Here is a 22,538-nt window from a genome sequence, read left to right on the forward strand (position 1 = left end):
CCGGCACGTCTCCCACACGTCCGGCCCGACGCTCTCCCCGACCCGCTCACCCATCGCCACACAACGAGTCTGGCCCTGCCGCTCACGCGGCAGGGCCAGAAGCCTAAGATCTTCATCAGTCTTCTAGGCCGTGTCTGATAATTCGCGTCGGTTCGGCGGGCGGTGTCCGGTGCGGTGCATCGCAAGGCGGAGGATCGCCTGTGTACTGGATGTACTCGGGCGGTCCGACAACGCCGCGAGGTGCCGTGCCGGGCGCCGCCCGCCCGGCGGGAATTGTCAGACACGGCCTAGTCGTCGCGCGGCACGGGGACTGCCGGAGATCTGCGGGCCGGTGTCCCCTCGGCCCGACGAGCGCGTCGCTCGTGGGCCGGGGGGACCCGTGCGCCTGGTACCGCGGCAGACGACCGGGGGGCAGAAGCATCAGGTACCGGTCCGTGCTCTCCGGCCGGCGCGGACCGGGTCCGACGGCCGTCGCGCGGCACGTGGTCACGACGGCAGAGGGTTACGACGCCTTGCAGTTCACCTTGATCGGAGCGGCGGCGGCGTGCCGGTTGCCGGAGGTCTTTCCGCGGTTCTCCAGCACGATGGAGATCTTGCCCGTGCTCACCGGGAACGTTCCGGCGTTGACCCACTGACCCAGGTGCGAGGGCTGGTCGATCTCGAAGGTGCCGATCTGGGTGCTCGGCTTGGCCTCGAAGTAGCGGTGGACGGCGTAGTGGGCCGGGTTGCCGCCGACCCGGGTGATGTCCTTGACGTTCGGGACGTAGACAGAGACCTGGCAGGTGCCATTGGTCACCGACCCGGTGGGGAACTTCCACTGGGCGTAGCCGTTGGACGTCGAGGTGCTGTTGGACAGCGGAACGCTGTAGTAGAAGCCGCTGCACCCGTAGGACGTCTGGCTGCCGGTTCTGCCGACCCAGCCCTGGAGGCCGTCGCGCCACTGGTCGGACGTGGCGAAGCCGGGGGTGTCGCAACCGGGGCCGATGAGGTGGCTGTACGTGACCGCGGCCACCGGCTCCCGCTGGGGCGACACCGGTTTGGCGGCGCTGCTCTTCGTCGGGGCCGGGGCGTCGGCGGCTCCTGATTCGGCGTTCTTCCCGGATGCGGCCCTCTCAGCCCCAGGGCTCGGGGTCACTTCGGCCGTGCCCCGGGGGAGGTTCTCCGTGCCGGCCTCGTGGATCGCGTCCGTCGCCGTTCCGCCCGTACCGGAGCGGTCTGCCGCGGAGCCGGTGGTGGACGTGCCGTCGGACTGGCCGCCGGACTTCTGCGGGTTGCCACCGGGGGCGTTCTGCCGGCCCGGCACGAAGCCCGGGCCGGAGCCGTCGGGGCCCATCCGGCTGCCCGCGGGCGCGAGCGCGGCGGGTACGGAGGTGTCGTCGGATCCGGACAGGCCGGAGATCAGGAAGGGCACACCGACCAGGACCAGCCCGCCGGCCACGGCTGCGGCGATCAGCGGCTTGCCGGGACGGCCCAGGGGCAGCACACCGGTACGGCGGGCGCGGGCAGCACCGGCGGTCGCCGCCACGGTGGTGCTCCCGGCGGATTCGGCCGTACTCGCCCCGGCGGCAGCGGGGACGGTCGAGCCGGCGGCGGCAGTGACCGCTTCCGGCCCGGGCTCGGACCCGGGCTGCTCTGCGGTCTCCGCTCCGGGCTGCGCCTCGGCCGCTGTCCGGGGCGCTTCGGCTTCCTCGCCCTCGCCTCCGGCGGCCGGGGCTGCGGAACCGGACACCGTGGCGGGGGTACCGCTGCCGCCCGGCGCCGCGGCGACCCCGGCCGTAGGCCTCACCGGGAACAGCCCGGTGGACGGCTCCTCGGCCAGGACCGTGACTGCCGCTGCGCGGGGGACCGGTGAGCCGGGAGTGCCGGACTCCGCACCGGCTGGGGCGGACTCGGCTGCGGCTGACTCGCTGGGTGCCATGAGATGCCTCTCGGACGGTTCAGGATGGGGAGCGGGAAAACGGGCGGTGGCGTGCGACCGCCGGCTCAGGTACGGCACGGGAAGTGGCCGGTGCAGCGGGCGGGCCATCCCGAGGCCGGCCCGCCCGCGTCCTGGCGGGCCGCCTCGTCGAGCCGGGCGACCGCCTCGTCCGACGGAGGCCGGAACTGGGTCGCCCCGCCCGGGATTTCCGCCAGCAGCACGCGCGCCGGTGCCTCCTCGGACGCCTCGTGCCTGGCCAGTACGGAGAACTCGGTACCCGCCGCGAAGACCGCCGTCGCGCTGCCCGCACCCGGGGCCGCGAGCACCGAGGTACGACGCGCGGTCACCGGCCTTATGACGTAACGGACATGGCCGGGCGGCGGCGCGGGCGCACCCTTCTGCTCGCGGTGCACGACGTCGAGCGGCGCGTCGCAGCGCAGCACGGCACCAGGAACGGCGTCGTCCGTGATCCCGGGCCCCGGCACGGCCCGGATCAGCGTGCCCCGCAGCGCGGGCAGCCTCCGCAGTCCCGAGGCGAGGCAGGCGGCGTACGGCGCCAGCTCGCCGCCCCTCGCACCCGCGTCGGCCGCGAGCGCGAGCGCTCCGAACCGTCCGTCGGGTGCCGACATGAGATACAGGTGGACGGCGACGAGGTCGGCCTGTGCCTGCTCCTCCTTGGGGCCGCGCAGGGCGGGCAGTTGCACGAGAGCCCGGTTGACCGCGCCGGTGTGCTCCTCCCAGACCGACGCGGCCAGCTCGCGGAAGGCGGCTCGGTCCGCGCCACTGCTGAAGCCGGTCGGAGCCGAGGCAGGGGCGAGGAGCCGGCGGGACGCGACGGCGACGGGGGCCGGAGGCGGCGCAGGTGTCGGAGCAGGCGGGCGCGGAGCCGGCGTCGGTGTCGGATTCGGCGTCGGATCGTGGGGCGCGGGCGTGCTCGGAACTGAGGCGACCTGCGGGGCGGTGCGGCCGGGCTGCGGAGCATCCGGGGGCGCTCCGGCTCCCGTCGCGGGGGGCTTCGGCGGTCCGGCGTGGCGGCTGCTGGTGGCCGGGCGAGTGGCCGGGGCCGCAGCCTGGCCGTGTGCGGGAGCGAGGACCGGAGCCTGGGCCGGGGGTGTCGTCGTGGTGCGCGCCTCTGCGGGGACCGGCCGGGGCGCGTGCGCGGCGGGTACGGGAGTGGCGGGCGCGGGCGCGGGTGCGGCGGGTGCCGGCGCGACAGGTGCGGGCGACGGTGCGTTCGCCGCGACTGCGGGACGCGGGCTCGGCGCGGCGAACATCAGCGCGTTCCGTACCGCGAAGCGCCGCAACGCGTCCACCGTCTCGGACCCCGCACCGGCGGGCGGGGCGATCTCGGCGTACTCGCGTACCTGACCGTCCAGCTCCGGCAACAGGGCGGCGAGTGCCTTCAGGAGTGCGCTCCGGGTCGGTCCGTCATCGCCCGCGTCCCCCACCTCGATGCGCATCGCGCGCTCCTCGGCGGGCCGCTCCCGGACCTCGGCCGGAGGAACGGGGGAGCGGCCCACCCACAGGCCGGCCCGCACCGCCACCACGTACGATCCGCCGGGCAGACGGCCCACGGCGGGTTCCGGATCAGGGCCGGTCACCGCGTCGGGCAGCAGCCAGTGCACCGGACGCGGGGCCGGCCGTGGGGCGCCCGGTCCGGCTTCCCCGGCTTCCTCCTCCGCCGGGGCGCAGCTCACCGCGGTGAGCAGGGCGGGCCAGGTGTACTCGCCCTCGGCCGACACCAGCCGTATCCGCTCCTGACGCGCGTCCCCCGACGCGTCCGGCACGGACAACGGGAGTCCCGTGCAGACCGTCACCTCCGTGCCGAGCAGGTCCGCCACACGCTGGGCGACGGGCAGCAGATCGGGCCCGCCGCCCGGGGCCAGCCGCACCCGGTCACGCAGTTCCGCAGGCAGCCGGGCGAGCAGTGTGGCCAGGTCCTCCGCGAGGTCGTCCCGGCTCTGCGCGCCGTTCACCAGCACGGTCAGCCGGTCCGGGTGCACGGCGAGGGCGAACGCCAGATCGCCGGGGCGGGGCGCAGCCTCGCCGGTGGGGTGCAGCAGCAGCCCCGCGGGTATCTGCCGGACCGTGTGGTCGCCCAGTTCGCCCAGCGGTACCCGGGCGAGCGCGCGCTGCCAGTGCGGGGCGGGCAGGCGTGCGCCCAGAGCCACGGGTTCCGTGCCCGGTGCGAAGCGCCACCAGCCGCCCGCCGGGGTCGCCGGCTCGCTCACGTACAGCCCGCCGCCGGGCAGCAGGACCGCTGCGGCGTCGGGCGCCTCGATCTCGAAGTCCCAACCGTCGGCGAGCCGTTGCGCCAGGGGGAGCCGGCCGTCGGGCTTCCGTGCGGCGGCGCCGGACATCACCAGCCGGGCTGCGGAGCGATGGTCGTCCCGCAGCCGGGCGAGCAGCCCGCCCAGCTCCTCGCCGAGGTTCCCCGCCGCGTCCGCGGCCACGTCGACGACGATCACCGGGCGTTCCCGCTCGACACGCAGGCGGGTGGCCAGCTCCCGCACGGAGGTACGGCGGTCGGCGGAGGAACGCAGCAGGAATCCGGACGCGCCGCCGGGGCCGGATCCCGCGCCGAGCTCGTCGAGGACCGTATGGGGGCCCTCCGGGTCACGGGCGACGGGGCCGGACCCGGCACGGCCGGGGGAGGGTTCCGCCGCCGAGTGCCGTCCGCGCCAGCGAGGCAGCCGCGAGGCCAGTCCGCTCACCGGGAGCCCTCCCGACGGGTGAAGCTGCTGCGCTGCACTGACCCTCCATCAATGATTGTGCCTGGTTGCGACGCTGACCCTAGCTCCCGGGACTTCATGCGGGACCCGCAGGGCCCGTGGTGGACCCGCCGGTGAGGATGTGCAGGGCGAGGTCCGAGAGCGCGGAGTGCGTGGGTCCGTGTTCCGGATGCTCCGCGGTGGTCTTCTTCGAGGACTCCGGCCCGGGCTCCGGCTCCGTCGCCGTCTGAGCGGCCGGTGTGGTGTGCAGCGGTACGACGGCGTTGTCACTGACTCGTTCGATGGTGGCGAGGTAGTCGTACGGGAGGTGTTCCAGACTCTCCTGGCGGGTGTGCGCCATCAGGCCCTCACCGCGCACCCCGCCGGCGTCGTCGGTACGCCGGAAGAGATGCGGGTCCTTCTCGGAGGCTTCGGAGTACTCGTCGGCGAGACCGAGGTAGTGGAGCAGTTCATGGACGATGACGGCTTCGTCGTCGTTGATGTCCCAGTGCGACTGGTCGGCGCGCCCAGGCACCGAATCGTTCGAGAGAGCCACTGCCTCGTCGTGCGTGGGCGCGTGCGAGAACTCGACGGTCACGCGCAACTGGTCGCCCGACTCGGGCAGCCGGTAGCCACGGTTGACGTGCGTGTCGAGGGTCTCCTGCACAAGCGCCTGGTGGAGGGAGAGATCGGCCGGGGTGAGCCCTTCCGCGAGCCGGAAGGGCAGGGCGACGACGAAGTGGCGCACGATGCGTCCGTCGGCGGTCTGCTCCCGGCGGACGCGGTAGCGGATGAGCGTGTCGGAACCGTCGAGGATTCCCGGCCGCCGGTCCAGCTGGAGCAGCTTCGGGTCGAACCGCTCGGTACGCACGGCGGCGGTGGCCGCGCCCTGGAACGCGGTCCGGTCTCCTGGTGGTACGGGGTTCTCCACGAGCTCGGCGCGCCTGCGGGGGCTGGTTGCGGGCGGGGCGGTGTTCCCGGCGGGGGCCCACGGCGGGCGCGGACCCCGCTCGACCTTCTTGCCCTTGTCCCCGGGGGTCCCGCTGTCGCCCGGGCCGGACGCCCCGGAGCCCCCGCTGTCCTCCGTGTCGGCCGACCAGCCCTCGCCCGCCCGCCAGCTGACGCGGAGCGGAGCGAGGTCCGTGGCGGGCCCGAGGGTGTGGATCCTCCCGTCGGGCCCCGTGACCTGGAGGCCGCGTCCGAGGGAGCTCGCGTAGAGGCCCAGCAGGAAGCGCGCGGAGTCGTCGATGGTGAACGTGACCGCGGTGGGCGTCGACAGGCCGGCCCCGGATTCAGCCCGTCCGCCGATGTACTCGTCGAGGACGTGGCCCATGGGGTGGACGCGGCCGGTGAACAGCCGGGTGGTCAGGTCCTCGACCGTCAGTCCCTGCCGTGCGGCGTCCGCGAGCAGTCGCTGGGCGCTGGGGGTGGTGGCGTACTCCTGCTGGAGGCTGACGAGCATCTGCCGCACGGTGTCGTCGAGGGGGACGGGGAAGGCGGAGGAGAGGGGATCCTGCCGCGCGGCCGTCCGAGCGCCGGGGTCCAGCGCCTGGGCGAGGGCGGCGAAGAACGATCCGGGCCGCGTGGTCAGGGTGAGGTCACCGGTCGGGGCGAGGTAGGTGGACGCGATTTCGTGGAAGCTCCTCTGAAGCACTCCCGCGTCGGTTCCGTACAGCAGGTTCATCGCGTACGTGTACGCGTTCAGCGCGCCCGGCTGGAGTCCGGCCCACAGGCCGCCCGGGGACGGCAGCGGTGTCGACAGCCTTTCCAGCAGATTCCGTCGCGCGAGGTCATCAAGGATCGTCGGTGTCCGGTTGACGTCCTCGGAGGAGGACGGCCGGGGCGGATTCGTCAGCGGCACCCCGGATTCGCGCAGGTCGGCCAGCGCCTGGTAAGTGGCGCTTTTCGACAGGGGCTTCTCGGCCGAAGGCTCCGGCTCCTGGAAGAGTTTCCCGTACGGGACCGGGTTGAGGTGGCTCTGCGGAACGCGCAGCCGGTGCCGGCTGATCTGCGACTCGGTGAGATGAGGCGACGGCTGGGGCGCCGACGTGCGCCGGGACTGGAGCATGCCGAAATACAGCCGGGACAGGTCGGTCTGTGTCGCGGCGTTCTCGAAGTCGATCACGAAGGCGGTGCCGCGCACGGCGGGACGCAGCATTTCGGCAGCCGTCCTCAGCGATCCGTCGGGATCCGTCCCGTGGTCCTGGACGATCTCCCAGGCCGCGAGGTGCATCAGAGACAGGGCCAGGCCGTTGAACTCGGCGCTGCCCGTGCTGAAGCGGACCGGCGGCGGCGTCGGTCCCGCACCTTCCAGCAGCGTGGCCAGCCCGTCGACGAAGAGGTTCGGCTCCGGTGAGTAGGCCTGGAACGGTGCCTGACCGGACATGCGGGCCCTGGCCCGCATGTCCTCCCTGATCTCCCGGTCGAACTCCTCGACCATCTCCGCCAGGTCTGCCGGAGGTTCCCCGAGACTCCTGTTCGGATTCTCCGCGTTGTACCGCTGCCACCGCTCGCGTGTCTCCCTGACGAGCTGGGCGCGCCCCGCGGCGTCGGTCCTGACGGGAATCCGGTAGCCGCCCGACATCAGCAACGGCCGCAACGGCGGTATCGACCCGGTGGAGCCGGTCGTCGCGTGCGGGGGGAAGGCGAGCTCGCGCGCGAAGTGGTCGAAGATGTGCGGGCCGGAGGGCACGGTGTGCGGGTACTCGTCGAAGTCCATGAAGGACAGGTAGGGGTGGCTGTTCCGTGCGACGAGGCCGTGCAGGGCCTGCCGGGTGGCGTCGCTCGTCAGGGTCGTGTTGCGCGCCTCCCCGAAGGGGAACGCCCTGGAGTTCCACCGCATGGGCACGGCGACGACGGCCAGCGGGACCGGTGAGTCGATGTTCTGGCTTCCGGCGGCGATGGCGTCGTGGAGCCGCGACAGTTCGTGCGGGGAAGTGACCCGCCCGTTGACCCCGATGACGATGACCGTGCGCCGACGCATCTCGGGTGACAGCCCGCGCAGCACCGAGTCGACGAAGCTCTGGAGCCGGCCTTCCTGCGCGAACGTCTGTCCGTCCACGATCGCGTTCACCACGTACGAGGCCGGGCGTCCCTGCCCGACGCTGGCGGCCACGTGGGCGCGGTAGCTCCCCGGTGTGAGGGTGCCGCGTCCGGCGGTGCCCCTGGTGAGGGCGGTGAAGGAGGCGTTGCGGTAGCGGACCTCCGGCACCAGTGGGGGCCGGGGCGTGGGAACCGGGTGAGGGGTCGCGTTGTTGGCGCCGCCCCTCCCGCGTCCTCCTCTCCCTCCACGTGAGCCGTTGGCGGCGCCTCGCGGCCTGTCGGGGGGCGACTGGCTGCTGGGCCGGCCGACGGTGCTCTCCGGGGCCAGCCGGGACTCGGGTCCCCGCGCCGCACCCTGCCGACCGGTGCCGGTGGTCGACGGCAGGGACTCCGTGAGCAGATGCGCGACCGATTGCGTCTCCGCGTTACGGGCACGCAGGATGTCGTGGCGCTCGTGTCCCGTTTCCGGGCCGAAGAGCGCGGAGAACTCCGCGAGGACCGTGTCCAGCTCTTCCTGCGCCGTGCGCAGCCGCTCCTCCAGTGCGGCTTTGCGCTGTTGGCCCTGCGGACTCTGCGCGCCCTTCGCGCGCGCGGCCTTCGCGATGTCCTGCTTCAGGCCCTCGACCGCGATGTGCTCCGTGTGGGCACGCTGCCCGATGTCCCGCACCTGCTCCCGCAGGCCGGTGGGGATGCCGTCACCGGGGTCGCCCGTCTTCAGGAAGGCGTCGAAGTTGGCGAGGTCCTCGTCGGTGAACCCCTTCGGCCGGGACGTGGTCAGGTGCTTGGCGAGTTTGTCCTCGACATGCCACCGCGCGTGCTTCTCCTGCTTCGCGCGCACGGACAGGTCCAGAGTCTTCTGGTGCTGCCCGGAGCGGGTGGGGGGCCTGCTCACCATGAGGCGTTCGTAGTTCGGGGCGAGGCCTCCCAGTACGGTGCGCCCAGAACCGTCCGGCCCGGTCCCGGCGGTGTGCCAGACGGTCATCCGATCGCCGCCCATCTCGCTGTTGGGCTCCTCCAGATAGCGGACGGGGAAGCCCATGAGCGCCATGGCTTCGAGGTTGCCGCTGCGGAAGCCGAGGTGCCGGGCCGTCGAGTGACGGTCGAGATAGTCGAACAGCCGGAACTGTCCGGTGCGGGTGGTGCCTCCCCAGGCGGCGGCCCCGGGGTCGTTCCAGAACTCGGTGAGGTCGACCACGCGCGCATTGAACGCGTCGTGGCGCACCCGCTCGTCGCTGCCGGGGAGTTCTCCCTCGTTGAAGTACGCCGCCATGGAACGGAACTTCTCCTTGCCGGGAGACAGCTTCTCCCCCCGGCCCGGCTCGGCGCCGGAGTCCCCCACGATCAGCACGGCCTTGACGTCACCGAGGCCCGCGATGATCTCTGCGATGCCGATGTAACCGGTGTCGTGCTCGATGTGCACTTCACCCTTCTTGCCGCTGAACCGCGACCACAGCACCGCGACCCGGTCGGTCCCGTCGAGGGTGACGCCCTTCGTCGCCAACCAGGACTCCACGGCCGTGTCTTGCTCCTGATCCAGGTTCCAGGACTGCTTGACGGTCTCGCGCAGCTCCGTACTGAACTGCTTCCCCACGATCCGGGTGGCGTCTCCGACCCCCAGGACCCGGTTTCCCCTCTCCTTGCTGCTCAGCTTCAGGTCATCGACGAACGCCTTGAAGAAGGCCTTGGAGTCGGCGGCGGGCATCACCTGGATCCGGTCGGCGGGGATTCCGGATTCCAGGTAGAACTTCCGGATCGTCTCCGCCTTCCGCCGGCTGCTGCCGGAGGTGCCGGTGTCCGTCGAAGCGGACTGCTCCTCTTCGAAGGTGATGACGACCGACAGCTTTTCGTCTGCCATGAGCGCCGCGGCGATGGCGAACTGGTCGCCCGAGGCGTAGTGCGGCTGCTTGAGGTAGGTCCGGCCGTCGTCCTGCTGCGGACTGTGGCTGACACTCTGCTGCGACGCGTCGCCGGGGTTGTCGTCCGGGTGACGGCCGCTCTCGTGGAACGCGGGCTCGTCGTCGTCACCGGAGAGTACGAGGCTCAGCGGGACGACCGCGTTCTCACTGACCCGCTCGATGGTGGCGAGGTAGTCGCTCGGAAGGTTCTCCAGGCTCTCCTGGAGGGTGTTCACCATCAGACCCTCGCGGCGCACCCCGCTCGCCCGGTCGTCGCGCCGGAACAGGTGGCGGTCCTCGCGCTGCTCCCGGGCATCGGAGTACTCGTCGGCCAGGCCCAGGTAGTGCAGGATCTCGTGCGTGAGCACCGCGTCGCCGTGCCCGACGTCCCACCTGCGCTGGTCGGCGCGGACCGGCGGACCGTCCGACTGCGAGAGCGTCACCGCCTCGCCGTGCTCGGGCGCCTGCACGAGCTCCACCGTGACGTGCAGTTGGTCGCCGGATTCCGGGAGGACGTATCCGGTGTTGACGTGGGCGTCCAGGGTCGACTGAAGGCGGGTCTGCAACGCGGCCAGGTCCTGCGCGCTCAATCCGTCGGTGAGCCGCACGGGCAGGGCCACGTAGAACTGCCGGACGGTCCGTCCGTCCCGCATGCGAATCCGCCGCACGTGGTTGCGGATCAGGGTCAGCGAACCGTCGAGGAGTCCCTCCCGGCTACGGGTCTGCTCCAGCTTCGGATCAAAGCGCTCGGTGTTCACGGCGGCCGTCTTCGTCTCCGGGAGCGCGGCCACCTCGTGCGGAAGCACCGGGTTCTCCGTCCGCCGGCCCACCTCGCGGGAACCGCCGGTTCCGGTCGGGGCCGGCGCCGCACTGTCGTCCGGGGTCCGGGGGGACGGCCACCGAGGGGTGAGCGAGGCGAGCGACTGGGTGGCCGGGTCCGAGAGCGGTGGCACCGGGAGGCCGGGCACCTCGGTACCACCGGCCCGGTGCGCCCGCGCGATGGCGGCGGCGAGCGTGAGCTGCTCCACCCCGATCTCGACGAGCCGTGCGTTCGCCCGCTCGACGCTCCGCGTCAGCCCGTGCCACTGGAGCTCCAGCTGGGCGGCTCGCTCTGTCAGCAGTGTCTCGTCCAGCAGGGTTTCGGCCGTGTGCCTGGACTCGCCGGTCACCCCGAGATCGTCGTACGCCGCGACGGTCCGCTCCAGCCGGGCCACCGCTTCGAGCAGTGTGGTCCGATGCGTGGTCAGCGTCCCGACCCGGTCGGGGGCCGCCGCGGCGAGCCGCTTGCTGGTGGACTCCAGCAGACGGGTGGCCTTCCGCAGGGCATCGCGCGCCTCGGTCTCCGTGCGGTCGAAGCCCGCCACGAGAGCCACCTGTTCCGCGTGGGCCCGCCGCGCCCGCTGGACGGCGAGATCGGCGGCGGTACGGAGCTCGGTGGCCTGCCGCAGTGCTTCCCACGGATTCTGGACCGGGGCGGGCGGCCGGCCGTGCTCCTGCTCGAATATCTCCAACTGCTCGCGTGCGTAACGCAGTTGTTCTCGCGCGCCGTCCCGGTCGGGAAACACGTCGCTGTCCGGGGCCAGGGTCCAGACGCGGGTGCCGTCGCCGTCGCGCAGCGCCAGCTCCAGGGTCTGCCCGCTCTCCTTGGCGATGGACTGCGCCCGGTGGAGCGCCACGAAGCGCTCGTCCGGGGTGGGGTTCGTCCCCAGATCGAGCCACAGCTGCACCACGGCTCCCTGAGGCAGCACGTCGTCGGAGGCGGTGATCAGCTGCGCGACCTGTGAGGCGGTCCGGCCCCGCACGTCCGGTGCGGACAGGTCCCACACCCCCTCGCCGCGGTGTGCTTCGGGGAGCACGCCGAGGCCCAGCAGATCGCGTTCGGGTACCCGCAGCAACGCGGTGCCCGTCGCGTACCGCACCTTCCCGTCCGGGCCGGTCAGCGTGGTGACGGTGTCGACCTCGACCTCGTGCGTGACCAGCCCCTGGTCGGCGCCGGGCATGCCTGCGGTACCGCTCTTCTCCCAGTGCCGGGCGAGTGCCGACACCCCGCCGCCCTGACCGCCCGGGACGGACTGGTACGAGAGCAGGGGCACCGATCCGCCGGCCTCGAAGCCGCCATCCGCGGTCAGGGTTCCGGACACACCCAGCGTGAAGGCGCTGCTGCGGGAGGTCGAGGAGCCGGCGCTCGCGCTGAATCCGGTCACCCGCACCCGGTCGACCGTCACGTTCCTGGTGGTGTCGATCACGCGCGGCCGGAACACCTGCGTCGACAGGGTGACCCGGGGGTGCTTCGCGGTCCCGGTGACGGTCCCTCCCGCTCCGGCCGCCTCCCGCACCGGGTCCATGGTGATGCTGCCGCCGTGCAGCAGCTCGGTCAGCCGCACCGCGGCCGCCTCCGACGAGCTTCCGGAGCCGGTACCCTTGCCGGCCAGCTCGGGCGCCAGCTCCTGCACCGCGTTCAGGAGGTCCTGCTGGTTGCTGAGCGCGTACGCGACCTCGTGCCCGGTGGGGCGGAGCGGTTTCGCCGTGGCCAGCGGACCGGAGAGCCTCGGGTCCTTGGTGCCGACCTCCTGGGGAACTTTCCCCGTCGGCTTCTTCGGGGCCTGCTCGCGGGAGGTGTCCCCGGAGAACCGCAGGGTGACCCGTCCGTCGACTTCCTCGGACGGACGCTTGGCGGGGTCGTTGCCTTCGACGTGCAGATCGGCGGTGAAGGTGTACGCGAGGGTGAACTCGTTGCCGCCCTCGACGCGTTGCCACAGTCGATCCTCGGCGGTGAGTGTCCTGCTCACGGTGTCCGAACGGGTCGTCGAGCCGCCGGCGGAAGGGCTCAGGATCGCCTTGCGGGATGTCTCGACGGACGTCGGCAGCACGATGCTGCCCGGCACGGTGAAGCCCACGCGGGTGGTACGAACCCGGCTCTCGGTGACGTTCGCGGGGGCGTGGGCGGAGAAGTTCTCCACCCCCGCACCCGCGTCGCCGCTGCGGCCGGTCACCAGGCGGAGCTGTTCCTTCGTCCACGCGGGCCTGCCATGCACCCGCACGGTGACGGTACGGGTGATCGGGCCGCCCGTGTACGGGAAGCTGAAGCTCAGCGCTCCGTCGGCGCCGCGCCCGGGCAGCGCGCCGAGAGCGGCGGGGGAGGTGTAGTCCGCGATGCGCTGGGCCAGCCCGGGGACGTAGTTCCGGTGGCCTGGGGTGAGGCTGCCCGGCGCGTGCTTCCGGACCAGGTCGGTGAGCTTCTCGCGCAGCAGATGGGGTTGACGCGGGTCACCGTCAAAGGGTTCCGGCTCCTCGGCCGTCTGCTCGGCGGAGCTCTGCTCCTGGGATGTGTTCTCGTCGGCCTGGGCCGGATGCGGATGCGGCTTCGACAGGAGCGTCGCCTCCAGCACCGCCGCCAGTCCGAGCGCGCCGTGCTCGACGAAGCGGTACGGCAGCCGGGCGGTGTCGGGGCGGGGCGCCCCCGTCTCCTCGCCGGCGATCGGCGCCAGCTTCGGTCCGCCGCGCCGGAGCTGATCGGCCGTGGCGAGGAACGTGATGCCGCCCGGCACGTGGACCGTGCGCGTCACCGAGTCCGCGGTCCGGTTCAGCGGGGAGACCCGCCGGTGTCCCCGGTGGACGGTCACCTCGTAGGTGATGTCCGCGCTGATCCGGTGGTGGGTACCGCTCTCGGTGGGGACCCGCGTCATGCTGGTCGACGCCGACGTCGTCACCGAGCTGCTGTTCCCCCGCCCGTAGACGCCCTTTACGCCGGCGCCGCCCGTGACCGGCTTCGATGCGCCGGGCGCGGACGGATCGGTGGCGGCAGGCTTGGCAGCGGCCTGTTCGGCCTCCTCCAGGCTCTGGCCGTACTTCGCCGTGAAGCCGGGGCCGCCCTGGTGCGAGGAGGTCTCCGTGACCTGGTGGGAGGCGCTGTCGGTGGCTCCGATGTCGGTCTCGCCGTACTGCTGGACCGTACCCAGATCCTGCGGATTGGTGAGTACGGCCTTCACCTCGACGACCAGGTCGGTGCCGCCCCACACCCCCGGCGCGAACAGGTCGTCGATGACGAAGACCCCCTTCACCATCTGGTGCGCGCGCGACATCAGCGCGGCGGGCGTCAGCTGCGCGTGCAGAGCCTCGTGCAGCAGCATGCCCTGGTCGGTGCGGTCCCCGGTGGACATGGTCTGCCGGACCACCGTGGCCATGGACAGCACCGAGTCGACGACGGACATCGCGGCCCCGGTCGCCGCCCCCCACCAGGTCGACGCCGGAGAGGTGTCGGCCCGGGCCCCGCCCACCGGAACGTCCGTGCGGAAAAAGGGCAGGGCCGGGCCGTGGCCGGGACCGCCGGAGTTGCCCAACTCGTTCAGCTCGACGTCGTCGGTGCGCTCCTGCTCCGCCTGGGGGGTCGAGAGGTCGCCCAGCATCGCGTCGACCGCCTCGTACAACTGCTTGCTGCCGCGCACGACGTCGACGAGAGAGCTGTCGGGGAGCAGGAACGTCTGCGCCTTTGGAGGCAGCTTGGTGCCCTGCGGCTGGAGCACCGCCTCCCCGTACGTCTGCGAGAAATTTTCGGTCCGCTTCTCCGGCACCGCCAGGTCGATGGTGACGGGTTCGGGCCGGGGCCCGCTCTGGGGCTCGGTGGCGGACGTGTACGTGGTGGCGGGCAGCGGACCGGACCCATCGGTGATCTCGACCGCGAACACGGCCGGGACCCGGAAGACCTCCGTCGTCTGCTGGGTGGTGATGATCATCTGGGAGTGCGAGACTCCCGCGGCGGTCGTCGAGGTGTCCGTCGTCTGCCAGGTGCCCTTGTAGTCGGCGGTGAACGCGCCCCTGCCGTGGCCTGCTGCGAAACCGGTCATCTGGGCGGCCACCTGGAAGGTGCCGGCACGGCCCGACGACTCCTGGCTGGTTCCGGGCACGGTCAGGCTGCTGGTGCTCGGCAGATGGACATGGTCCAGCGAGGTGCGATGGGTGGGGACGGTGGTGTCCCCGGGAGCGCGGTCCAGGGTGAAGCGGAGCCGGACGCGGTCCACACCGCCGCCGAACTTGGGCTTGTTGAAGTGCAGCACGAGGCCGCCGTCGACCAGCTCGTCCATGGCGCCGAGCAGGCCGTGCTGGGAACCCAGCAGGGAGAGTTTGCGCAGGTTCTCCAGACGGGCCTTGACCAGGCCCTCGCCCGTCAAGATGCTGCCCTGCAGGCCCTCACGCGGGAGGTAGCCGTTGTCCAGAAGCCAGGTCCGGGCCTGTTCGAGTACGTCGGTGACGCCCTTGCCGTGCACCGCCAGGGGGGTGGTGGTCAGGCCGATCGCGTCGAGCCGCGCCACCTCCGGGGGGGCCTGCTTCTGCGTGGCCGTCGTGGGTACGGTGCCGCTCACGGTCTGCGGGGTGAGCATCCTGAGCCGGACCCGGGTGGGTGACATCGACAGCGGACCTGTCCCCTTCCCGTCCGCCGCGATGAACTCCACACGGTAGACCACGTTCGCCGGGGTGAGTACGTGGCCGCTGTTGGTGCGGATGTTGTGTGTCACGCCGTGTGTGGCGCCCGCGCCGAGACTCTGGTCCTTCTGTCGGCCGTGACCGCCCTTGGGCAGCACGGAGCCGCCGAGATGGAAGTCCCGGAACGCTTTGTCGGCCTCCTCCGGCATCGCGTTGAACACGCCGCCGAATCCGCCCTCGATGTCGAACCCCCGGGACACCTTCGACAGCGAGTCGGTCTTCAGCTGACGTTCCAGGAAGCGCTCCAGGCTGTACTTCGGACCGACCAGGATCTCCCTGCCCCTGCGGTGGGTCACCTCCGCCGTGACCTTGAACAGGCCGATGGCGTTGCCGCTCTTGTCCAGCAGGACCGGCGACCACGTGCCCGTACTGCCGCCGGGGCGGCCTGTCGCCCGCTGCAGAGGCAGCGCCCCGAGGAGGTGTTCGGCGCCGAGGAACTTCTCCACGGTGGCGAGCGAGCCGGCGTCGAGGGAGCCGAACTGCTCGCCGAAACGGGTCCGGACCTCGCGCAGCAGGCTGCCGGGGTCGGCCATCGAGTCCATCACCCACAGCGGCGAATCGTCGAGTTGTTCCTGGAAACCGGCCGCCTCCATGTGGTTGAAGCCCTTGCGGGCCGCCGCGTCGTAGCCGGGTACGGCCAGATGTTCGGGGAACCACGCGGACACCGTGCCGAGTTCCCGCACGTCCGCCCGGTTCTGCGAGATCTCCTGGAACGGGAGCGGGGAAGCCTCCCGGACCCGGCCCAGCGCGGTGTAGTCGAAGGGGCTGGCCGGCTCGGAACTACGGAGCAGGCTGGTGGAGTTGACCGCACTGCTCACCGTCGTCGACAGAGTCTTCTGCTGATGGGTGATGTTGAAGTTCAGCGAGGCGGGCACGCCGGTGAGGAAGCCCTTGAGCACGCTGAAGGTGTTCGAGAACGGAGTCGGGGAGATCGTACGAACGGCGGTGGTGGATGCGGTGGATGTGCTGTCGAACGCGGCCGCGTGCCGCTGCTCGTTGTTGTGCGGCGGCATACGGTTGCCGACGCCGAACAGCGTGGAGGGCTTGGGGTTCTCCAGTCGCAGCTGTACGGCCAGCGAGCGCGGCTTGCCGCCGACGGTCAGGGTGATCGGGTGGCCGTCCTTGCTGAGCAGCATCAGACGGTTGTCCTGGAGCGCCTGCGGGGAGAGCAGCCCGGCCAGCTGCTCGCGCGCTTCCGCACGCTGTGCGTCGGTGAGGCGGCCGTTGGCCGGCTCCAGCGTGTCGAGCGCCTGCTGCTGGAGAGCCGTGGCGACCTGGTCCGAGATCGGCGCGAGGTGGACGCCGCTGACGCCTTCGGAGGCATCCGTACCGAAGCGTCGCACCTCGTCGGACAGCCACACATTCGACGGAGGCGGCGGCGGAGGAGGCGGAGGCGGTGGTGTGGAGTTGCTCGCGCCTTCGTGGGCGTGGCTGACGATGTTGGTGTTGGTGCTGGTGCTGGTGCTGGTGCTGGTGTCCGTGCTCGTGTTGTTGTCGGGTTCGATGGTGATGGCCGTGTGGGGCGGTCCCCCCGGTGCGTTACTGCTCGGATGGGCGGGGGCGCCCGTGTTGTCGGCGAGACGGGATTCGGCGGAATCGGGGACACCGGGCTGCGAGAGCGTCCGCGGCGTGGAGTTCTGCGTCGTGGGCGGGGAGGGCTTCTCCTGCTCCTCGTGCCGTTCCTGGTCCTGGTCCTGCTTCGGGTCCTTCTCCGGCTGTGCATGCTCCTGCGCGGCAACGGCCTCCGTAGAGGTCGTGTTCGGGCCGGTCGTCGGACCGCTGGTGCCCGAAGTGGTGTTCTGCTGGGTCGAACTCGTCGTCTTGGGGCCGCTGTTGGCCTGAACGGGCGCCGGTGGCGCCGCAGGAGTCTTCGGTGGTGCCGTGGCCTGGGCGTTGGTGCCCTGGGGCGTCGTCGGCGATGCGGTCACGACGGGCTGCTTCGCGCCCTTGCCGGTGGTGTCGCTCTCGTTGTCCTGCGACTGCCGACTCGCAGAGCCGGAGTTGTCCGTCAGGGCGCTGTCGTCGATCGCGGACGACAGGGGCAAGGTGGTGCTCCGATCAGGGATCGGAGCGGTGTCTTCCTCGCTCGTGCCTGCCGGGGCGTCCGTACCGCCGGCCATGGCGGTACCCGTGCCGCCGCCGGACTCCGGCCCCGTGTGTCCGCCCGAGGACTCCGGACCGGCGCCGGGCAGCCTGAACCCGGCCTCCAGCGTCTGGTTGCGCAGACTGGCCCCGAGCTTGTCGCCCGCGCCTTCGAGTATGTGTCCGACGCGGCCCTCCACCATGCCCGATCCGAAGGTCAGGCCCGAGGTGCTGAAGGTGTGGTCGTCGCTGAAGAACAGGTTGTAGAAGCCCTCGGAGACCGCCGCGTGCGCCCCCTCGGACACGCCCTCCGTGATGCCGTGGACGCCGGACTGGGCCATCGCCCGGATGGCGCTCCTGCCCAGCTGGTCGGCCGCGCCCTGGCCGAGGATCTTGCCCAAGGCGCCGTCGCCCTCCTTGGCGAGCGGCTTGAGCGCGTCTTCGAGCAGTTTGGGGAGGTCCTTCTTGCCGGTGTTCTCCAGCAGCGTCCTCGCCCAGTCGCGGCCGACGGCTCCCGCCTCGGGGCCGCCCAGGTGGTCGCTGAAGGTCTTGCCGATGTTGCGGACGAACTTGTCCCCGGCCGCCTTGCCACCGGGCCCGACGGTGGGGGGCAGGTCGTTCGCGAAGTTCTTGGCGAAGTCCTCACCGAACGTCTTCGGGGCCTTCGGCCCGGCGCCCTTCGGCCCCTTGGGGCCCTGCACGGGCGGCTGCGGGAACGCGTTGTCGAGCTCCTTGCCCAGCTGCTTCCCGCCCCCCTTGCCGAAGATGTCGGCGAGCCTCTTGCCCAGCTTGCTGCCCAGGAACTGGAACGGACCGGCCAGGAGCCCCTGGATCATGCCGGACAGTGCCGCACCCTTGGTCAGGTCGCCCTCGTACTCGTCGCGCGTGCCCTTGTTGAGCTGCGTCCACTGGACCAGCAGGTCCATCGCGACGCCCATGCCCACGTTGATCAGCTGGTGCATCAACAACGTCATCAGCGCCCGGCCGAGCCACGAACGGATCAGGAACCGGACGATCGCGCACTTCGCCAGGTAGGCCTGGATCGACGCCCCGAAGAAGAACGCCAGCGCCGCCGCGACGATCGCCTCGAACAGCAGCTCCACCAGCTGGGCGATGATCATGTACTTGGTGTACTGGAGCTGGGTGGCGGCCTTGCGGGTGAACGTCGCGAGCAGCTGCGCCTGGTCGGCGACCGCGTCGAAGTAGTTGAGCCCCTCCTCGCCGATGAAGCTCTTCATCGCCGCCTGGTACATCGCGGCGGCGTCACCGTCGAAGCTCTCGCTGGTGTAGCCGAGGGCAGCGGCGATCTGCTGCTTCATGTCGTTGTTCAGCTTGCCGTGCAGGTCCTTGTGGACCTCGGCCAAGGCGAACAGCTTGTCCTCGTCACCGTTCGGCGGTACTTCACCGGTCAGCGCGGCGAACAGCCAGGCGCAGTCGGGAGGGAACTCCAGGGACAAGGGTCAGCTCTTCCCGGTCTTGTGCTGGCCGAGCGAGTCGGTGATGTCGGTCTGGAGGTTGCCGAAGTCCGTCGAGGCGTCGCGCAGGCTCTGCCCGCTGCCGACCAGCGCGTCGCTCAGCGCGGTGATGCCCGTCTTGGCGTCCTCGACCGCGGGCAGGTACTTCTCCGCGAAGGTCATGCCGAACTTGTCCGTGCCCCAACACCCGTGGTACGAGGTGATCTTGTCCAGGTAGTCGTCGCGGATCAGCTTGATGTGGTCGGCCACCTGGTCCAGGTTCTCGCCGCTCTGGTCGAGTCCGTCCGTGTCGACGTCGAGCCCGCTCATCGCTGGGCTCCCCTGTCCGGGCCGGCCGCGTCGTCCTCTTCGACGATCTCGTCGAGCAGCGCGCCACCGGACGACGAGGCCGGCGCCTTCGACGGGGGTACCGGCAGCCCTTCCTCGCGGAGCGGGGCGAACAGGGCGTCCCAGTCCAGCTCCTGGAAGCCACCCTCGCCGGTCGGTGACAGGCCGGGTATGGGGCCGAACGGCCGGTACACGTCCGCGAGTTGCTCGGCCGCCTGGGCGCGGGCCGATCCGATGGTGGCCATCAGCACGCCGGCGAGCTGGGCCGGAGGCATGGTCCGGTACCTCGCGGTGGGGAAACGCAGGTTCGTCAACTCGCCCTGCGGCCCGACCGTGGCCTCCACGGAGCGGTCCTTCGCCATGACGGTCGCGGAGATCCGGGCGGCGGCGGCCCCGGCCTCGGTCAGCTTGGTCCTGGCCACCTCGAACTCGGCCAGCGCCTCGGCCAGGTGCTCTTCCATCGGGTTGCTCATCCGCGTTCCGCGCCCTTCATCCCGCTCATGACACTCGGTCCCTTCCTCCGGCTGGTAGCGGCTGTCACCGCCCGATCACCGCCGCCACGCCGCCCTCGTCCGTGCCCCAGGTTTCCTCGTCCTCACTCACCCAGGTGGACCGCTCGCGTTCGTCGCTCTGGGTGTTGCCGCCCGCACCGCCGCCCATGCCACCGCCCATCGGCGGCATCATCGGGGTGCTGCCGGACGAGGTGGTGCTGGGCCGCCGGCTCGCCGCCGCGGCCTCCTCCGCCGCGAGCTGGGCGGACTTGGCGTTCCGCGCCGCGGATGCCTCTCCGGTGGCTATCGCCCGGCCACGTTCCGCGGCCGGTCCGGTTCCGGCGGCGCCCGCCGAGGCGCCCGTGCCGCCTCCGGGCATGAGTCCCTGATTGCCGAGCGGGTTCAGCGGGAGGCTGCCGGACCCGCCGGCGCCGGTGTCACCGTAACCGCCCCCGCCCAGGGGGGAGTCGTCGCTTCCGTCGTCCGGGTAGTCGTAGTAGTCGAAGTCGCTGAGACCGCCACCGGTCTTGTTCGTTCCGAGCCCGGAGGTACCGCCCGTCGTGCCGGTCGTCCGTCCGTACGCGTCGGTGGTGACCGTGCGCCCGTCCGGGTAACTGATCTGGTGGCCGCCGTCCTTGAGCGTCTTGTCGACGGTGCCGTCCGGGTAGGTCGTCGTGGACGAGCCGTCCGCGTTGTGCGTCGTCCGCGTCTGCGAACCACTGCTGCCGGTGGTGTCGAGGTGCTCGGTCTGCTTGTGGCCGTCGGCGTCGGTGGTGGTGTACGTACCGTCGGGGCCCAGCTTGGTGGTGCTGCCGTCCTTGTACGTGGTGGACACCGTGCCGTCCTTGCCCACCTGGGACACCGAGCCGTCGGCGTACTGGACGGTGGAGGTGCCCTTGCCCAGGTGCGAGACGGTCTTGGTGCCGTCGGGGTCGATCGTGGTCACGGTGCCGTTCGCCGAGACGGAGGTCTTCGTGCCGTCCTCGTGCGTGGTGGTGGTCGTGCCGTCCTCGCCGTACGCCGTGGACGAACCGTCCGCGTTGTGCACGGTCGAACCGGGCAGCGGATGGCTGGTGGTGCTGTGGCCCTGGGCGTCGGTGCTGGTGAGCGTGCCGTTCGGGGCGAGCTTCGTCGAGGTGCCGTCCGGATACTGCGTGACCGTCGTACCGTCCGGGCCGATCGTGGCCTTCGTGCCGTCCTGGTAGGTGATGGTCTCGCTGCCGTCCTTGTTCAGGACCGTCTTCGAGCCGTCGGGATTGTTCGTGACGGAGGTGCCGTCGGGGTTGACGGTGGTGGTCGTGCCGTCCTTGTGCGTGGTGGTGCGTGAACCGTCGGCGTTGTACGAAGTGGTGCTGCCGTCGGGGCCCTTGACCGTCTTGACGGGATAGCTGCCGCTGTTGCCGCCCGTGATGTTGGGGGACAGGACAGGCGGGACGACGCCCGCGGGCGTGATCTCCTTGTGGCCGTCGGGGTAGGTGGTGGTGGTCGAACCGTCCGGGTTCACGAGGCTGGTGGAGCCGTCGGGGTTGGTGATCGGGAGGGTCGTGCCGCCCAGGCCGCTGCCATCGCCCGTACCGTTCAGGCCGATCGTGGGCGGGGGGACGATGCCGCTGCCGGTGTTCTGGCCGTCCAGGCCGAGGTCGCTGCCCGCCCCACCGCCGCCGAACTCACCACCGGTGTCGTTCTCCCCGATCTGCGGGGGGAGGTCGACGTCGCCGGCTCCGCCGTTGCCGTCCGCGTCCTGGTTGAGCTTGTCCATCTCGTTCTGGGCGTCCTCCTTCTGCTGCTCCGCCTCCTTCTCCGCCGCTTCCTTCTCCTTCTCCGCCTCCTCCTTGGCGAGCGCCGCCTCGTCGCCCGCGTTCGCCTGCGTGAGGCTGCCCGTACCGGCCTTGAACGGGAAGGACGAATCCGAGTTCATCCCGACCATGGCCTGGTTGAGTTCCAGCATGGCCTTGTTCGCTGCCAGATCGAGAGGAGCGAGGGTGGCGAGCCAGTTCGTGCAGGCCCGCGTGGCGAGGTTCTTCCAGTCGCTCTCGACGGTGAGGTTGCCGTAGACCGGGTGGATGTGCAGGAATCCGTCACCTGGGCGGTTGTAGCCGAAGTTCTGGCGCATCTTCATGATGTTGTTCTCGTTCAGCCACAACGCCAGATCGTCGAGCAGCGCGTCCAGGTGGGACGTGCCGAGCCACACGTTCGCCGGTCGGGCCCTGAGACCGGTGTACGCCTGGTCGACCGCGGTCTGCACGCCCGGGTCCGAGTTGTTCTGCCAGCCGTTCCAGGCCGTGGCGAGCTGGTCGGCCGCCGTCCAGATGGCCAGTTCGGCGTCGACGAGCTTGTCACCGACCACGGAGCGGGAGGTGTAGTCCTTGTTGCTCTTGAACTCCCTGCCGCCGCCCGGCTGGACCGCGCCGGTCTTCGGGGCGATCAGGGTGAGGAAGTCCTTGTAGCCGATGCCCACCGCGTCGATCAGATCGCGGAACACGTCGGCGCCGCTGCCCTGATAGGACGAGAACTCGCCGTCGAGCTCCTTCACCCATCTTTCGAGGTCGACGGATTTGGCGGAGAAGTAGTCGACGACCCTGTTGAACGCCTCGGCGATGGGGCTGAATTCCTTGAGATTGACCGCGTCGGCCGTGACGACCGCCGGGGTGTGCTCGTAACCACCGCCGAAACCGTCCGTGGTGAAGGTGTCCCGCAGCGCCTCCAGCGCCTTTCCGTAGCCCCAGTCGTAGGCCCCGGCGTTCCCGGTGTTGCTCCAGTCGGCGCCGCTCGACGAACTCCAGGGCAGTGAGATGGTCGCCTTGTAGACGTCGAGGTAGGTGCTGGACTGCCCGTCGGAGGGGCCGTAGAACTGGATGACCCGTTCGGGCGTCTCGCCCGCCTGCACCTCGTCCGTGGTGTTGCGGTCGTCGGACACGCCCGCCTTGGTGACCTTCTCGACCGTGACCCGCATCCACTCGCTGCCGGTTCCCGTCTTCGCGTCGGCACCGCCCACGGCCGCGACGTTGGCCCTGGTGCCGCCGTCGAAACCGGTGAGCTGCTTGACGACGGATTCCCAGCGTGAATCAACTGCCACGGGCAGGACTCTCCTTGTGCGACGAGCGGAGACGAGTGGA

Annotated in this window: 6 protein-coding genes; all 6 read right to left on the reverse strand. The window is 71.2% G+C overall.

The genetic code is table 11. From position 1 onward, the window contains the following. Nucleotides 1-502: 502 nt before the first annotated feature. Complete coding sequence (locus ACFZAX_RS32310) at nt 503-1,918, reverse strand: hypothetical protein (protein WP_390966043.1); 1,416 nt, start codon at nt 1,916-1,918, stop codon at nt 503-505. Nucleotides 1,919-1,983: 65 nt separating this feature from the next. Continuing rightward, complete coding sequence (locus ACFZAX_RS32315; RefSeq protein ID WP_390966045.1) at nt 1,984-4,632, reverse strand: hypothetical protein; 2,649 nt, start codon at nt 4,630-4,632, stop codon at nt 1,984-1,986. 94 nt (nt 4,633-4,726) lie between these two features. Next, nucleotides 4,727-18,586, reverse strand: a complete 13,860-nt coding sequence (locus ACFZAX_RS32320; RefSeq protein WP_390966047.1) for a hypothetical protein — start codon at nt 18,584-18,586, stop codon at nt 4,727-4,729. Between the two features lie 3 nt (nt 18,587-18,589). Next, the gene (locus tag ACFZAX_RS32325; protein WP_390966049.1) at nt 18,590-18,913 is read right to left on the reverse strand and encodes a WXG100 family type VII secretion target; all 324 of its coding nucleotides are present in this window, start codon (nt 18,911-18,913) and stop codon (nt 18,590-18,592) included. Then, a complete protein-coding gene (locus tag ACFZAX_RS32330) occupies nt 18,910-19,404 on the reverse strand; it encodes a YbaB/EbfC family DNA-binding protein (protein WP_390966051.1) in 495 nt (164 codons plus the stop codon). The genes ACFZAX_RS32325 and ACFZAX_RS32330 overlap by 4 nt, the downstream gene beginning before the upstream one ends. Before the next feature lie 64 nt (nt 19,405-19,468). Further along, the gene (locus ACFZAX_RS32335; protein ID WP_390966053.1) at nt 19,469-22,498 is read right to left on the reverse strand and encodes an AAWKG family protein; all 3,030 of its coding nucleotides are present in this window, start codon (nt 22,496-22,498) and stop codon (nt 19,469-19,471) included. Nucleotides 22,499-22,538 lie beyond the last annotated feature (40 nt).

This window comes from Streptomyces sp. NPDC008125, from assembly GCF_042957125.1.
Taxonomy (GTDB): Bacteria; Actinomycetota; Actinomycetes; order Streptomycetales; family Streptomycetaceae; genus Streptomyces.

Coding starts and splice junctions, on each gene's coding strand:
- ACFZAX_RS32310 (WP_390966043.1), bottom strand. CDS start 1,918: ATGGCACCCAGCGAGTCAGCCGCAGCCGAGTCCGCCCCAGCCGGTGCG.
- ACFZAX_RS32325 (WP_390966049.1), bottom strand. CDS start 18,913: ATGAGCGGGCTCGACGTCGACACGGACGGACTCGACCAGAGCGGCGAG.
- ACFZAX_RS32330 (WP_390966051.1), bottom strand. CDS start 19,404: ATGAGCAACCCGATGGAAGAGCACCTGGCCGAGGCGCTGGCCGAGTTC.